This is a genomic window from Clostridium sp. DSM 17811, assembly GCF_018861905.1.
Lineage (GTDB): Bacteria > Bacillota > Clostridia > Clostridiales > Clostridiaceae > Clostridium_AD > Clostridium_AD frigoriphilum.
Genome location: NZ_JAHLDU010000001.1, coordinates 355,185 through 369,603, shown reverse-complemented (window position 1 = coordinate 369,603; position 14,419 = coordinate 355,185). Strand labels below are relative to the sequence as shown.

At 30.0% G+C, this 14,419-nt stretch carries 14 protein-coding genes; 9 read left to right on the top strand and 5 right to left on the bottom strand.

Annotation, left to right across the window (positions count from 1 at the left end; all coding sequences use genetic code 11):
- Nucleotides 1-19 precede the first annotated feature (19 nt).
- The 7 genes from argC (at nucleotide 20) to KPL44_RS01715 (ending at nucleotide 5,200) form a co-directional block, all read left to right on the top strand.
- Nucleotides 20-1,057 carry an N-acetyl-gamma-glutamyl-phosphate reductase gene (argC, locus tag KPL44_RS01745; protein ID WP_216246835.1) on the top strand — a complete coding sequence of 346 codons (1,038 nt, stop codon included), beginning with the start codon at nucleotides 20-22 and terminating at the stop codon, nucleotides 1,055-1,057.
- Nucleotides 1,058-1,164: 107 nt separating this feature from the next.
- Complete coding sequence (locus KPL44_RS01740; protein WP_216246833.1) at nucleotides 1,165-1,698, top strand: GNAT family N-acetyltransferase; 534 nt, start codon at nucleotides 1,165-1,167, stop codon at nucleotides 1,696-1,698.
- A 210-nt stretch (nucleotides 1,699-1,908) separates the two neighbouring features.
- Nucleotides 1,909-2,145 (top strand): FeoA family protein, encoded by a 237-nt coding sequence (locus KPL44_RS01735; RefSeq protein WP_216246832.1) that lies wholly within the window; start codon nucleotides 1,909-1,911, stop codon nucleotides 2,143-2,145.
- 50 nt (nucleotides 2,146-2,195) lie between these two features.
- Nucleotides 2,196-2,423 carry a FeoA family protein gene (locus tag KPL44_RS01730; RefSeq protein ID WP_216246830.1) on the top strand — a complete coding sequence of 76 codons (228 nt, stop codon included), beginning with the start codon at nucleotides 2,196-2,198 and terminating at the stop codon, nucleotides 2,421-2,423.
- 25 nt (nucleotides 2,424-2,448) lie between these two features.
- The gene (gene feoB / locus KPL44_RS01725; RefSeq protein ID WP_216246829.1) at nucleotides 2,449-4,497 is read left to right on the top strand and encodes a ferrous iron transport protein B; all 2,049 of its coding nucleotides are present in this window, start codon (nucleotides 2,449-2,451) and stop codon (nucleotides 4,495-4,497) included.
- Nucleotides 4,498-4,555: 58 nt separating this feature from the next.
- Complete coding sequence (locus KPL44_RS01720; protein ID WP_216246828.1) at nucleotides 4,556-4,867, top strand: DUF2325 domain-containing protein; 312 nt, start codon at nucleotides 4,556-4,558, stop codon at nucleotides 4,865-4,867.
- Nucleotides 4,868-4,921: 54 nt separating this feature from the next.
- On the top strand, nucleotides 4,922-5,200 hold the full coding sequence (locus tag KPL44_RS01715) for a FeoC-like transcriptional regulator (protein WP_216246827.1): 279 nt from the start codon (nucleotides 4,922-4,924) through the stop codon (nucleotides 5,198-5,200).
- Nucleotides 5,201-5,256: 56 nt separating this feature from the next.
- Here the strand turns inward: KPL44_RS01715 and KPL44_RS01710 are convergent, their stop codons facing one another.
- A complete protein-coding gene (locus KPL44_RS01710) occupies nucleotides 5,257-7,215 on the bottom strand; it encodes a PAS domain-containing sensor histidine kinase (RefSeq protein ID WP_253201576.1) in 1,959 nt (652 codons plus the stop codon).
- Between the two features lie 242 nt (nucleotides 7,216-7,457).
- Between KPL44_RS01710 and KPL44_RS01705 the strand changes: the two genes are divergently transcribed.
- Both KPL44_RS01705 and KPL44_RS01700 read left to right on the top strand, forming a co-directional pair.
- Entirely contained in the window at nucleotides 7,458-7,985 is a 528-nt protein-coding gene (locus tag KPL44_RS01705; RefSeq protein WP_216246826.1) for a DUF6241 domain-containing protein, read from the top strand.
- 207 nt (nucleotides 7,986-8,192) lie between these two features.
- On the top strand, nucleotides 8,193-9,239 hold the full coding sequence (locus KPL44_RS01700; protein WP_216246825.1) for an acyltransferase family protein: 1,047 nt from the start codon (nucleotides 8,193-8,195) through the stop codon (nucleotides 9,237-9,239).
- Between the two features lie 108 nt (nucleotides 9,240-9,347).
- On the opposite strand, the gene KPL44_RS01695 is transcribed toward KPL44_RS01700, so the two are convergent.
- The 4 genes from KPL44_RS01695 to KPL44_RS01680 form a co-directional block, all read right to left on the bottom strand.
- A complete protein-coding gene (locus KPL44_RS01695; RefSeq protein WP_216246819.1) occupies nucleotides 9,348-10,925 on the bottom strand; it encodes an ABC transporter permease/substrate-binding protein in 1,578 nt (525 codons plus the stop codon).
- Nucleotides 10,918-12,063, bottom strand: coding sequence for an ABC transporter ATP-binding protein (locus tag KPL44_RS01690; RefSeq protein ID WP_216246817.1), 1,146 nt, complete (start codon nucleotides 12,061-12,063; stop codon nucleotides 10,918-10,920). The genes KPL44_RS01695 and KPL44_RS01690 overlap by 8 nt, the downstream gene beginning before the upstream one ends.
- Nucleotides 12,064-12,283: 220 nt before the next feature.
- The gene (locus tag KPL44_RS01685) at nucleotides 12,284-12,913 is read right to left on the bottom strand and encodes a TrkA C-terminal domain-containing protein (protein WP_216246816.1); all 630 of its coding nucleotides are present in this window, start codon (nucleotides 12,911-12,913) and stop codon (nucleotides 12,284-12,286) included.
- 148 nt (nucleotides 12,914-13,061) lie between these two features.
- Nucleotides 13,062-14,198 (bottom strand): SLC13 family permease, encoded by a 1,137-nt coding sequence (locus KPL44_RS01680; RefSeq protein ID WP_216246814.1) that lies wholly within the window; start codon nucleotides 14,196-14,198, stop codon nucleotides 13,062-13,064.
- Nucleotides 14,199-14,419: the final 221 nt, after the last annotated feature.

Here is a 14,419-nt window from a genome sequence, read left to right as displayed (position 1 = left end):
AGAGGCGAGGCGATTCAATATGATAAAAGCAGGTATAATAGGGTCCACTGGCTATGCAGGTGAACAGTTAGCATGGTTTTTATACAAGCATCCCAATGTCGACGTAGAGTTTTATTCTTCACATAAATATGCAGATATTACTTATAGTGAAATATATAGTAACTTCTATAGTTATATAGATGATATATGTGTTGATATGGAGACAGCGATAAGTAAGTTATCAGATATAAATGTTCTCTTTATTGCTATGCCACATGGCAAATCATTTGAAATAACACAGAAAGCACTAGCTCTTGGCGTAAAAGTAATAGATTTAGGTGCGGACTATAGATTAAAATCAAAAGATGTTTATGAGAAATGGTATAAAGTTAAACATGAAAGTGAAGGTCTGCTAAAAGATGCAGTTTATGGCCTTTGTGAATTAAATAGAGAAGCTATAAAAAAGTGCGATTTATTAGCTAACCCAGGTTGTTATCCAACAGCCACTATATTAGCACTCACACCGATGTTAAATAGCGACATGATAGACACAAGCTCAATCATAGTTGATGCTAAATCAGGGGTATCTGGTGCAGGTAGAGCTGCAAATGTTGCCTCGCTTTATACCGAATGTAATGAATCAATTAAAGCTTATGCAGTTACTACGCATAGACATACCCCAGAGATTGAGCAAGAACTTAGCAAGGCATCTGGAAATGATGTAACGATATGTTTTACTCCTCATTTAGTGCCAATGAACCGTGGAATATTATCAACTTGTTATGCAAAACTCACGAAAGATATAACTGAGCAAGATATTATATCTTTATATAGAAATTTTTATAAGGATGAATTTTTTGTGAAAATTATTGATGGATTACCTGAAACAAGATGGGTAAGAGGATCTAATATATGTCATATTGGAATCAGGGTGGATAAGCGCACAAATAGGGTAATAATAATATCTGCTATAGATAATTTAGTTAAAGGTTCTGCAGGTCAAGCTGTACAAAATATGAATATTATGTTCGGAATACCTGAAACCACTGGACTCGAAATTATTGCCATGGCGCCTTAAACTTTGTGTAATTACATTTAACAATTCTCTTCGAAATATAACTTGTTTTATATATGCAATTATGTATAATATTACTTACGGAAATAATATGATATGGGGGTAGATACATGGAAAAAATGTTCTTTGAAGTTAGAAAAGCAGTTACTAGCGACATTGAAGAAATAAGGTTACTAGCAAAAAAGTCGTTTAAGTTGTATGCCGAGAATGCAGGAATTACGGGATTGGTAGCACCTTTTGAGGAATCATATGATGATGTATTAAAAGCGATAGAAACTACTAATGTTTTTGTAGCTCTATCTAATGAGGAAGTTATAGGTAGCGTACGAATAGAGGTAAAACCTGATCATAGTGCTTATTTAAGTAGATTTGGGGTTTCGTCGTTACATCAAAATAATGGCATTGGTAAAATATTAATGAATGCAGTTGATATTTCAATGATGGAGCAAGGAGTTACAAGTTTATATCTCCATACTGCATCTAGAATGTTTTCACTTATTAGATTTTATTATGGAAGATGCTTCTATATAGAGTCAACGAATAATGAGCGTGGATATATTAGAGCATTGTTATGCAAAGAATATGCAGTAGCAACATCAAAAGAATCCTTAGATAATATAATTTGTAGCGATAGAGTAGTTTAAAGTGGAGTGAATATCTTAAAGATATTCACTTTTTTTGTATATATTAATTAATTTTAAGAAATTATATGTTTACAGATACACCATAATGTAGTAAGATGATAATGAATCTCAAGTGACTATCTATATTATATGAAAATTGGGTATATTTTTTTAAAGATGTATTGATAATGAGTTTCAATATTAACTATAATATTTATGAGGAGTGATTCTATGGAAAACCTAATAGGACTAGACAAAGTTGATTTAAAATCTAGGGTTAAAGTTGTGAGAATAGTACAAGGGAGTACAATACGAAGAAGAATTATGGACATGGGAATTACAATAGGTGTCCAGATAGTTGTTGAAGGTAAAGCTCCTATGGGAGATCCTATAGAGATACAAGTTAGAGGATACAAACTAAGTCTTAGAAAAAATGAGGCAAAAGATATCATGGTTGAATTAATTTAATAGCACCATTTTTGATTGTTAGTCCTAAATAAATAATAATGGAGGCCGAAATGACAAGTATGCCACTTAATTTTATTGGAATAGGGAAACTTGCAGAGATTAATTCAGTGCAAGGCGGAGAATCGCTACGTAAGAAAATTATGGAGATGGGAATGAGTACGGGGGCTATAATAAAAATTATGAAAAATGACAATGGTCCTTTAATAGTAAAGGTAGGAGAAACACGTTTAGTACTTGCTCGCGGTATGGCACAGAAAGTTATGGTAAGTGAAGTTTAAAGAATAAAAATCATGGGGGGGAAATATGAGTAAAGATTTAGTAATAGCATTAGCTGGTAATCCTAATTGTGGTAAAACTAGTATGTTTAATGAATTAACTGGTGCAAAACAACATGTAGGTAACTGGCCTGGTGTTACAGTTGAGAAGAAAGAGGGAACCCTTAAATTTGAAGGCAGAAATTTAACGGTAGTAGATTTGCCGGGTACCTATAGTCTGGGGGCATATTCAGAGGATGAAGTAGTAGCTTGTAATTTCATATTAAAAGACAAGCCTGATGTAGTTATTAATGTAATTGATTCTACTAATCTTGAAAGAAACCTGTATCTTACAATGCAACTATTAGAAACAGGTGCTAAGGTTATATTGGCACTTAATATGGCGGATGAGGCTAAGAAAAAAAATATACAAATAAACGTTAAAGAACTATCAAAACAATTAAATTTAACTATTATACCTACAGTAGCTCCTAGAGGGGAAGGTATAAAGGAACTAATGAGGGAAGCAATAAAATTAAGTGAGAAAGATAAAAGTAGTGTGTATAAAGTTGATTATGGTAAAGATATTGAAAAAGAAATTGGATCAATTAAGGAAGCTATGTCACAAAACGCGGCAACTTTGGAATATCCTGCTGAATGGGCAGCACTTAGGCTTCTAGAAAATGATGAATATATAATGAAATACATAAGTGCACAAGAAGATGGCGAAAAGATAAATAATAAAGTAGGAAAAAGCATAGAGAGGTTAATATCAGCAATAGGTTATGAACCTGATACTTTTATAATTGATAAAAGATATGAAGCAATAAGTGATGCAACAAAAAATTGTGTTAAAAAAGAGGAAATTACAGAAGAAACTACATCTGATAAAATAGATAAGATAGTTACAAATAAATGGCTTGGAATTCCAATATTCGGACTTATAATGTTTTTTATGTATCAAATTTCAATAAGTTTTGGTAATGGATTTCTAGGTGGAATACTTGGCGATGGTATGGATGCATTAGGACAATTTTTAGGAAGTACATTAGCGAGTATTGGTGCACCTAAACTTTTAGTATCTTTTGTAACAGATGGACTAATAGGTGGCGTTGGATCAGTAATTGTATTCATGCCAATGATTCTTACCATGTATTTTCTTATGTCTTTACTTGAAGATAGTGGTTATATGTCAAGAGCTGCATATGTAATGGATAAACTTATGAGTTCAGTAGGACTTCACGGTAAAACTGCTATTGCTTTAATATTAAGTAGTGGATGTGCGGTGTCTGGAATAATGTCTACAAGAACTTTAGAAAGTAAGAAAGATAGAATGATAGCTATACTAATTAGTCCGTTTATGTCATGTCCAGCAAGACTTGTAGTTTATGGAGTATTTGTTGCTGCATTCTTTGCAGATAAGAAAGTTGGAATTTTTAATGAAGGTGGATTAATAATATTTTTACTATATGTTTTAGGAATTGTAGTTGCAATACTCATGGGTAAATTTTATAGTAAAAAAGTATTCAAAGGAGACACATCTTATTTTATAATGGAATTACCTCCATATCGATTACCAACAGCTAAAAGTATATTTGTTCATATGTGGGAAAAGTCACAGCATTTTTTAACAAGAGCAGGTACAATTATTTTAGGAGTAGTTGTGATTGTTTGGGCGCTTTCAAATTTACCATTTGGAGTTGAGGCTGGAAGTCAGCACAGCATACTTGGTATAATAGGTACATTTATAGCTCCGGTATTTGCACCAGCAGGTTTTGGAAATTGGCAGTCAGGAGTAGCACTTATTACCGGCTTTGCAGCTAAGGAAGCAGTAATAGGAACCCTTGGAACTATATATGGGGTAGCTGAGGGACCACATCTTATAGGAGCTATTCAACAGGCGTTTACACCGCTTACAGCACTATCGTTTATGGTAATGACCCTCTTATATGTACCTTGCGTTGCAACTATAGGAACAATTAAAAAGGAAACTAACTCAACAAAATGGGCTGTAGTATCAGCAGTTGTAAGTTGCCTTATTGGATGGGTAGGAGCAGTTTTAGTATTCCAAATAGGAACGCTTTTAGGTTTTAAATAATAAATCGATGATAATGAAAATCAATATCATGGTTATAAATACAAAGGGAGGTGAAACTATGTGCATATTACTAGTAGGTGGAGATAAACTTGGCAATATTACTGAAAAGTTAATACAGAATGGATTTAATGATATAGAGCATATAACCGGTAGAAAAAAGGATGCTAAAAATTTTAGATTACCAGGTCACATAGATTTAGTAATGGTTTTGGTAGATTTTGTAGGGCACCAGTTAACAAAGATTGTTAAAGAAGAATCAAGAAGATCTAATGTTAAAGTGGTATATTCCAAACGTTCATGGATACACATGGAAAAGAAAATACATGAATGTGCAAAAGAACTTGGGTGTAGTCGACAACCGGTTATTTAAATGTAATATAAAAAAATAGAATATATGGATTTATATGTAACGGAGGAATGTACAATGTTAATGAAGGTACTTAAAAGGTTGGCTCAAGGTGACAGATATTCTAATAAAATAATGGCTAGAGAACTTGGCGTAGATGAAGGAATGGTTGAACAGATGCTAATGCAACTTGAGAGGAAGGGATATATTGAGAAGGAAGATATGGTGTCTTGCTCTGGCTCATGTGATTGTGGAAATGCTACTAAAAAGTCAGGTTGCTGTAGTTCAAAAAGCGATATAATAATTTGGAAAATTACTACTAAAGGAAATGAAGCAATATTAAAAATGGCTAAATAGAAAAGTAAAAAACAAGCATGAGGATGCTTGTTTTTTACTCCTTTATAATTTGAAAATTATGAATAAACATCAGAAAGTTCAACTCTGATACTTTGATCTTTACCACGTACTTCACTATTGTATATTTTATTTTCATTAGAGACCTTTCCGGAAGGAAGACTAACGGTAAACTTGCTTCCCGTACCATACTGACTCTCGACTGTTATAGTACCACCGTGTAATTCAACGATAGATTTAACTAGACTTAGGCCTATGCCTGTACCTTCTGCATTTCTTGATAAAGATTTATCTACCTGCTTAAATCTATCAAAGATCATATCTAAGTACTTTTTTTCAATTCCAATTCCATTGTCTTTTACTGATATTTCAACAAATTCATTTTTGTCATTAACAGTTACTAATATTTCATTACCTGCGTCTGAAAATTTTATAGCATTTGATATAAGATTTAATACTACTCTTTCTATTTTTTCTGGGTCGCAAGCAATTATCTTTTCTTCTGTATTAGTATCAAAGATAATATTTAATCCTTTGCTGTCAGTGAAATTAGTTACAGATAGCACTATATCTTCTACGAATTTAACTATATCGTTATTTGATAGGTTAAGTTTAAAGAAGCCTGCTTCGATTTTTGATAAATCAACTATATTATTAATCATTTTAGATAATCTATAGGAGTTTTGTTTGATTGAACCTATATATTTAATGATTGAGTCTTTATTTTCATCAAGGGAGCCACTTTCGCAATACACATTAAATAACTGAGCTGTTGCAAATATAACATTTAGTGGTGTCTTAAGTTCGTGGGATATATTAACAAGAAATTCTCCTTGTGATTTCAATGCTTCTTTCATATTTATATTAGACTTAATTTCAGGAGTAACATCTATTACTAGAATTAAAATTTCTTGTATTTCGCCATTTACTTCAAGTACAGGTTCGAATATAATATTAAAATATAATTCACTTCCATTTATAACATAGTGTTGTTTATTTAAATATTTAGTTTTCTTTTCCTTTAACACTCCACTGATGCGGCTATTATATTCGGTTGTTCGAAGCAATCCTAATAAAAAATTCATCGTATTGTTTTTTACATTCGTGTTGGTTACAAATCCAGGCTTAATCAATTTAATAGTATTAAGGGCCTTCTTATTAATAGCGATAATTTTTAAATCAGGACAGGATAATCTAACAACAGGTAAATCAAAGGTATTTATCACTCTTTTTAAAATATTAAAACGCCTTTTAATAGCTTCTTCATGTTCTAGGCATTCATTTTGATGGCTGATTATTCTATTTTGTCTTTCTATATTTTGATTTTTGAGAACCCTTTGAGTAACTTCAACAGCAGTGTGGAATATGTATTTCATCCTTCCATTATCAAATATAGGTGTTTGAGTAGAATCCCAATAAGTTTTACCTTTTGTTATATTATCAAATTCGAATTCTTTTATATAACTTGCCTTTTGAGAAATAAGAACAGAATTGCAAATAACTTCAGCTGGAGTTCCAGCAAAGCCAGTTATAACTTCACTTATAGGTTTTCCAATGCTATTTTCTTGTTTATTGTAATTAGAGCATGGAAAATTAAGATATTTTTGATTTGCTTTAAGTAATATTAAATCGGGAACACTGTAAACAGCAACACCTGATATGTTGTCAATAAACATTTGTTCAACGAAAATTAGTTTGTCATTAAGTCTGGAATTTGGTTTCTCAACAAAAGTATATAGTTTACTATTTGTCTCAGAGCCGAGGGATATTGATATATCCACTTCAAGTGCGTTAAGGAATTTTGTGAATATATAACCGGAGTACTTATTATTTAGTTTATATTCCAAAGGATACAAATTAAATTTTAACATGTTTCCTACTTCTTTAATGGATTTACCAACCAATTCACTTAGTGTATATTCTGTGAAATCAAGAAATTCCTTATTAACCGCTGTTACAATGTTAGTACACGAATACAAGTATGGTACTATTACTGTTTCACTAAAAGTATTTATCATAAAATAACCCCCACCCCCTAATTCTATACGTATATATGTTATCATACCTTATAATATATTACTATGTTATATCTTAAATTTATATGATTTTTATAATTATATATTACTTTAAAGAAACAATATTGGAATATTATTACAAAAATTATACAATAGTGATATACTTAAAATTGACAAATAATCTAAAAAAATACATATGATATTATGTTAGTAGCATAACATAATATTTAAGGGAGGTTTTTTTAATGAAACTAGATAGGATAGGAGGTAAATTCATTGATGCATGTGAAAAACTATTTGACAATCGTGGTAGGTTGATTGGCATAGGTAGTATATTATTAGTGAGTATTATAATAGGTATAGGAGGCTTTTATATTTCGCAACACAAACTAAATAAACAGAATAGTCCTAAAATTGTACAAGCAGTTCAGATAAAGCAGCAGTTAGAGACCAAGCAGGTTGTAATAAAACAAAACCATAATACACAAAATATAAGTGATAAGGAACTAGTACTGTATAATACAATGCATAAAATGATAAATACTAAGATTGTGGCGGAGGATGGGAAGATATGGGGAGAGGTAGAGATAACCGATGCTAAGTGTGACCAATTAATTAATGATGTTTCAAAAAGTGGGTATCCTGATAAGGTAGTGCTTTTAGAGTTTCTTACTCGTTGGAAAAATAAAGATTTTAAGAATGGAGTTGGAGAGCACAATTACTTATGGGATGGACTTAACGGTACAATCGGAAAGGCAAAGTCTCTTAGGTGATAACGATATTAAAAACATATAATAATTTTAAGAAAGTGTCTATAGACACTTTTTTTAGTTAATTAATAAAGGTTTATTATCATTAAGTAAAAAAAATTGATCAGAGGGAAAAGTTGAAAGATGTCGTAACTGATAGTATAATGTATATGTAACTTTCTTTTTCATATGCTAGTAAAAAGCTTATGGAACTCTTTAAGGGGTGTATTTATGAAGAAACATTTAAGCGAATTACAAGTATATAGTGGGATAGCAATTTTATTTGTAACACTTATACATAGCAATGCATTTTTCCTGCTCAGTATATTACACTTAAAAACTTATGTTCAAGTGGGGTTTGTATTTACTCTTGTAGATAAAGTTGTCCATGTAGCAGTTCCAATGTTTATATTTATTTCAGGGTACAAATATGAAATGCATGATAAAAATGAAAAATATACTAAACTTATATATAAAAAATTTACTAAGATTATTAAACCATTTCTTATTGTTAGTATATGTTGGATATTATTTGAGTGGGGTAAGCTTTGTGTAGAAAATATAATTCTACATGATCCTGTTAATATTTATTATGTTTTTATAAATTGTTTAAAGGATCTATTTAATGCATTTTTAGGGGATAATTTTGCGTATCAATTATGGTATATTCCTATGTACACGCTTGTTGTATTCAGTTATCCTATTATAATTAAATTTTTAAAAAATTCTAGAATAAGACTGATTATTTTATACATCATAGCAATTATAATAACTGTTATTCAAATTAAAACAAAACTACTTTCTAGCCCATATATGCAGCCTATTAATTTTATATATTACTTTTATTTATACGAGTTAGGAGTCCAATTGTATTTTAAAAAAATCAGAAAAAAGTATAGAAAAATAACTATTATATTTTATCTGTTTTTATTACCAGTAGTATCACTTATAAAAAATCCACTTATAAGCAATTTAAGTACAAATTTAATTTTAACTCCTATTGCAGTAGTTGCAATGTATTATATAGCAGTATATTTAAAAAATAGTAAAATATTATTAACCTTAGGGAAATACTCTTTCGCGATATATTTGTTCCATGAACCACTTTTTGTAAGTAAAACTTCAAGATTATTAGTTAGTCATGGTTTATATAGTTCTAAGGTCATGATACCATTTATAGCAGTAGCTTCAATTATACTTAGTATTTGTTTTTATAAGATTTTAATAAAAACATCTTTAGGTAAATATGTTTTTAATATTAAAGATAACTTTAATTAATATTTTATAATAACAATAAAAAAGGCGTGACATATTTTAAAAATATATCACGCCTTTTTTATTTTAATAGCTTATTTTGAGATAATTTAATAGCTTCGAAGAAGATAATTAATCAATTAAGTGTTTTGATCTTAAAAAGTCTTCGGCAACTGTTTTAGATTGTGCGCCATTATCTACTTTTAAGTTCATAGCTCGCATTTCATCATCGTTAATTTTTCCATCTAAGGCTGATAAAACACCCTTTAGCTCAGGATATTTTTTCAATGTATCTGCGTTTACTAGTGAAACTGCATAATATGGTGGGAAGAAAGCTTTATCATCTTTTAAAAGTTTTAAATCAAACTTTTTAATTAACCCATCAGTGGAGAATGCATCTAAAACCTGGGTTTCACCATTTTTAAGGGCTGTATATCTAAGTCCACCATCTATACCTTTTACACTTTTGAATTTTAGATTATATTTCTTTTGAAGTCCAAGATAACCATCTGGTCTATTAGCAAAATCCATAGTAACTCCAGCGGTTACTGTTGGACTTATTTTTGCTAAATCGGATATAGTTTCTAAGTTATTCTTTTTTGCAAAATCTTTTTTTACTGCAAGTACGTAAGTATTGTTAAATCCTATTGGTTTTAACATTTCTATACCGTACTTTTTAGCCAAAGCTGCTTTTCCAGTATCGTAAACTTTTGCTGGATCGCTCATAGTAGGTTGTTTTAACATATTTACAAGAACGGTACCAGTATACTCTACATACAAATCTACGTCTTTTGATTTTAGGGCACTAAATACTACGTTAGTTCCACCTAAATTCAATTTTCTTTCAACTTTGTATTTTGTTTTAGCTTCAATTAATGAGGAGACCATATCTCCAAGTACTAATTGTTCATTAAAGTTCTTAGATCCTACTACTATCTTGTTTTTATCATTAATAAAACTTGTAGCTACTGTTGATAATATAACTAAAAGTACAATTCCTGAAGTTATAAGTTTAAATTTTTTACTTCCCAATAAACCTTTGCGTTTAGAACCTTTACTATGAGTAACTTTTATTCCCTCAGGAACTACGATGTTTTCTATCTTACCTAGTACAAAATCTAATACAATAGCAAGGATACAAGCAGGGATAGCTCCAGCAAGAATCATGTTATTATCGACAGTTTGAACTCCGGAGAATACTAAGTATCCAAGACCACCAGCTCCTATGAAGGCAGCTATAGTCATAAGCCCAACAGCTGTAACTGAAGATATTCTAATACCTGACATGATAATTGGCATAGCTAGGGGAAAACGAACTTTTAGAAGTACCTGAGTGCTTGTAAGTCCCATACCATCGGCAGCTTCAATAAGTGCAGGGCTGACATTTGTGAGTCCTGTGAATGTATTTTTTACAATTGGTAGAAGAGAATACATAACTACCATTATAATTGCGGGTTTACTACCAATACCAAGTGCTGGTATTAAAAATCCAAGCAACGCAAGACTAGGTATTGATTGGATTACATTTGTAACACCAATTACAGGAACCGAAAGTTTTCTATATCTAACTATAAGTATACCAAGTGGTATAGCAATTAATATAGCAATAACAATCGAAAATAAAGTTAGTTGAATATGTTGCATAGTTAGATCTATTATTTGAGCTTTTCTTTCTACTACGAAATTAAAAAATGAAGTGAAACTATTCATTAACATCTACCTCCATATCTATGAATTGATTACTTAATATAGATAAAAGGCTGCTCTTTGTAAGAAGGCCTGCTAGCTTATGGTTATCATCAACTACTGGAACAAAATTTATATCTTCCTTTTTTATAACCTCTAATATATTTATTATTGAATCTTCTTGATTTACGGTTATAAGATGAGTTTCCATTAAGTCTTTTATTCTTTTAGTTTTATCTGGATCTTTTCTTAGGGTTGTTCTAATTTGTTTTAATGTAACAAGTCCAGTTAGCGTATTACTTTTATCTACAACAAGTAAACTATCTACATTGTTAGATTTCATTATTTCAAGTGCTTGGAGTATTGTTCGTTCTCCAACTGATTTTACAGGCTTATCTATCATAATATCTTTTGCCATAATTAATTCAGGTTGATTCCATATCCTATTTTTACCTACGAAGTCACGTACGAAGTCATTAATAGGATTCTTTAATATTTCTGACGGTGTATCAAATTGAACCACATATCCACCATCCATAATACAAATTCTATCACCAAGCTTTAATGCTTCATCCATATCGTGAGTTACAAATATAATAGTTTTTTTGTAGTTTTGTTGGATATTAAATACTTCATCTTGAAGCTGAGTTTTTGTTATAGGGTCCAGGGCACTAAAGGGTTCATCCATGAGTATAACATCAGGATCCATTACGAAAGCTCTTGCAACACCTACTCTTTGTTGCTCACCTCCACTTAACTGATTGGGATATTTATCTATATATATATCGGGATCTAGTCCTACGAGTGTTAACAACTCAATTACTTTAGTTCGTAGCATTTCTTTTTCCATTTTTTCTATAGAAGGTATTAATGCTATATTATCACCTATAGTTAAATGTGGAAGTAGACCTGCTTGTTGTATAACATAACCCATGTTACGTCTTAATTTTATGGTGTTTTGATCTCCAATCTTTTTACCATTAATTAAAACTTCACCAGAAGTGGGAGTTATTAATTTATTAATCATTTTTAGTGTTGTAGTTTTACCGCAACCACTAGGTCCTATAAAAACTACTAATTCCTCATCTTGTATAGTAATATTTATATCTTTTAATATTTTTCTACCATTAAAGCTTTTGCTTACATTTTTAAACTCGATCAAGTTAAAACCTCCTAATTTATTACAAAGTAACAACCTCTATTGTAACATTAAGTTGTTACTTTGTAAAGATTGTGCGAATTCATAAAAGTTTGTATAGAATTATTACTAAATTATTATTTATCTATTAAAGTGTATTTATACAAACTTTTTGTAAGTTAGGTTTCTATTTTAAATCAAGCAGAAAAAGGCGATATATTTTAATAATATATCGCCTTTTTACTTATTTATTTCCATAAAGAAAAGTTTTAATTCTATTATAACTACCCTCGTCACAAATTACTATGAAGATATCTTTGATCTTGAAGGTAGAATGTGGGCCTGGCGAAAGCATTAATTTATCATCACGCCTGATACCGATTATAGTTGCACCTGTACTTTGCCAAAATTTAGATTCAGATACTGTTTTATCTATGATAACCATTTCAGGTTGTATTTCAAATTCATAAGGAATAAATGGATTGCTATTTTTAAATCTACTAGAATAATCTATTAGTTCATCAATAGAATAATTTATACTTTTATCTAACTCCTTTTTCTTTTCGAGTAAGTTAAAAATATTTTGTTTAATAGAACTTATTGAATCTATATCTTTGAATTTATCAATAAACTTTAGGCAATTATCCACGGAGGTTATGACTATTCCACTCCCTTTAGTAACGGTAACTATATCCATGTCACTTAAAAGGGTTACGGATCTTCTTATAGTTTCTGGTGATACGTTATATTCGCTCGCAAGAGAAGAGCGACCATATAGTTTATCTCCTATACAAAAATCCCCTGATAATATTCTATTAGTAATATCAATAGCTATTTTTTTATAAATAGGTTTTAAAATAGTGTTAGTTGGCATTTTTTTATTTTATCAAAAGGAATATTTAAACTTTTGACAAATCCTCCTCCCATATAATGTAGGTTTTAGTAAATACTTTATATAAATATTATTGCTTTTACAAGAATAAGTATAAATTACTATGTTAATATTGTCTACAGTAGGTACTTTAAAATATAAAAATAAAGTAAAGTACAAAGGTGAATATTAGTAAGCTAATTAAATTATATAATGTAAATAAGGTGAGATATCTACTTTGAGCATTTGCAGTTCGTTTTTTTATGTAGAGTTTATATGAGATAACACTAGCTAAGGAAGCAACTAGTGTCCCAAGTCCACCTATATTTACTCCAAGCAAAAGTTCCCTCCAGTTCGAAGTGAAATTTGCGAGTAGTATTGAACATGGCACGTTACTAACAACTTGACTTAATATAATAGATGAGAAATAAGTTGTCGTTTTATTTTGCAAAAAATTCCTTGCCAGCGATTTTATAAAAGGTAAACTTGATAAATTACCAATAAATATAAAGAAACATACAAATGTAAGTAATAAAATATAATCTACTTTTAATAATAGTTTTTTATTTAATATTAGCACTGTAAGCAGTGTAATGATAAAGGCTAATTTGTAATTTATTATATTAAACACAGATAATATAATAAATATAAATAGAAGACAAAAAACCATCACTTTTATTTTGTTTTCAATAATTATGTTATCTAAATCAAATTTAAGTTTTTTATTCTTTTGGAAATTATTTAGAATAAAAAGCCATACAATACCTAAAAGTGTAAATGGAATCATTGTTTTCAAGAATTCAAAACCTGCTAGTCTATAATAGGAAAAAAGAAATAAATTCTGTGGATTCCCCATAGGGGTAAGGCCACTACCAATATTAGCAGCTAAAGTTTGAAATATAACTAATTTCATAGGACTAATACTTGCGCGTTTACTTATTATAAGGGCTAAAGGCACAAAGGTTATTAAAGCCACATCATTGGTTATGAGCATAGAGCTAAAAAAAGTTAAGTATATTAAAATAAAAGAGATTTTTTTAGAACTATCGTATTTAATAAGTAAAGTTACAGCTAGTTTGTCAAGCACCTTCATATGTTTAAAGGCACTGACAATGAGCATAAGATTAAATAATGTAAATAAAACTTTAAAATCAATGTATTCTATTTTAGGAGTGGAAAAGAATGATGTTATAATAGAAAGTGCTAAAGCTAGCGAAAAAACTAGATCTTTTTTTAATATACTTAATATCTGTGCAATGTTATCCTTAAGAGAACCTATGCTTAACATATCTCATCACCCACCCTGAAGTTAATATATAAAACTACAATATTATAGCATTTAATGGATTTATAATCTATTATTTTAGTGGCGTTTTTTATCAAAAATCCTAGAAAATTCAAGAATAAATAATTAATATAAGGTATAGGAGAGGTTTATAAAAAGAATACAGAAATAAGAACTATATTTAATCCTTATCATAAAGTTCATAAAAAAAGGGTACAACAGCT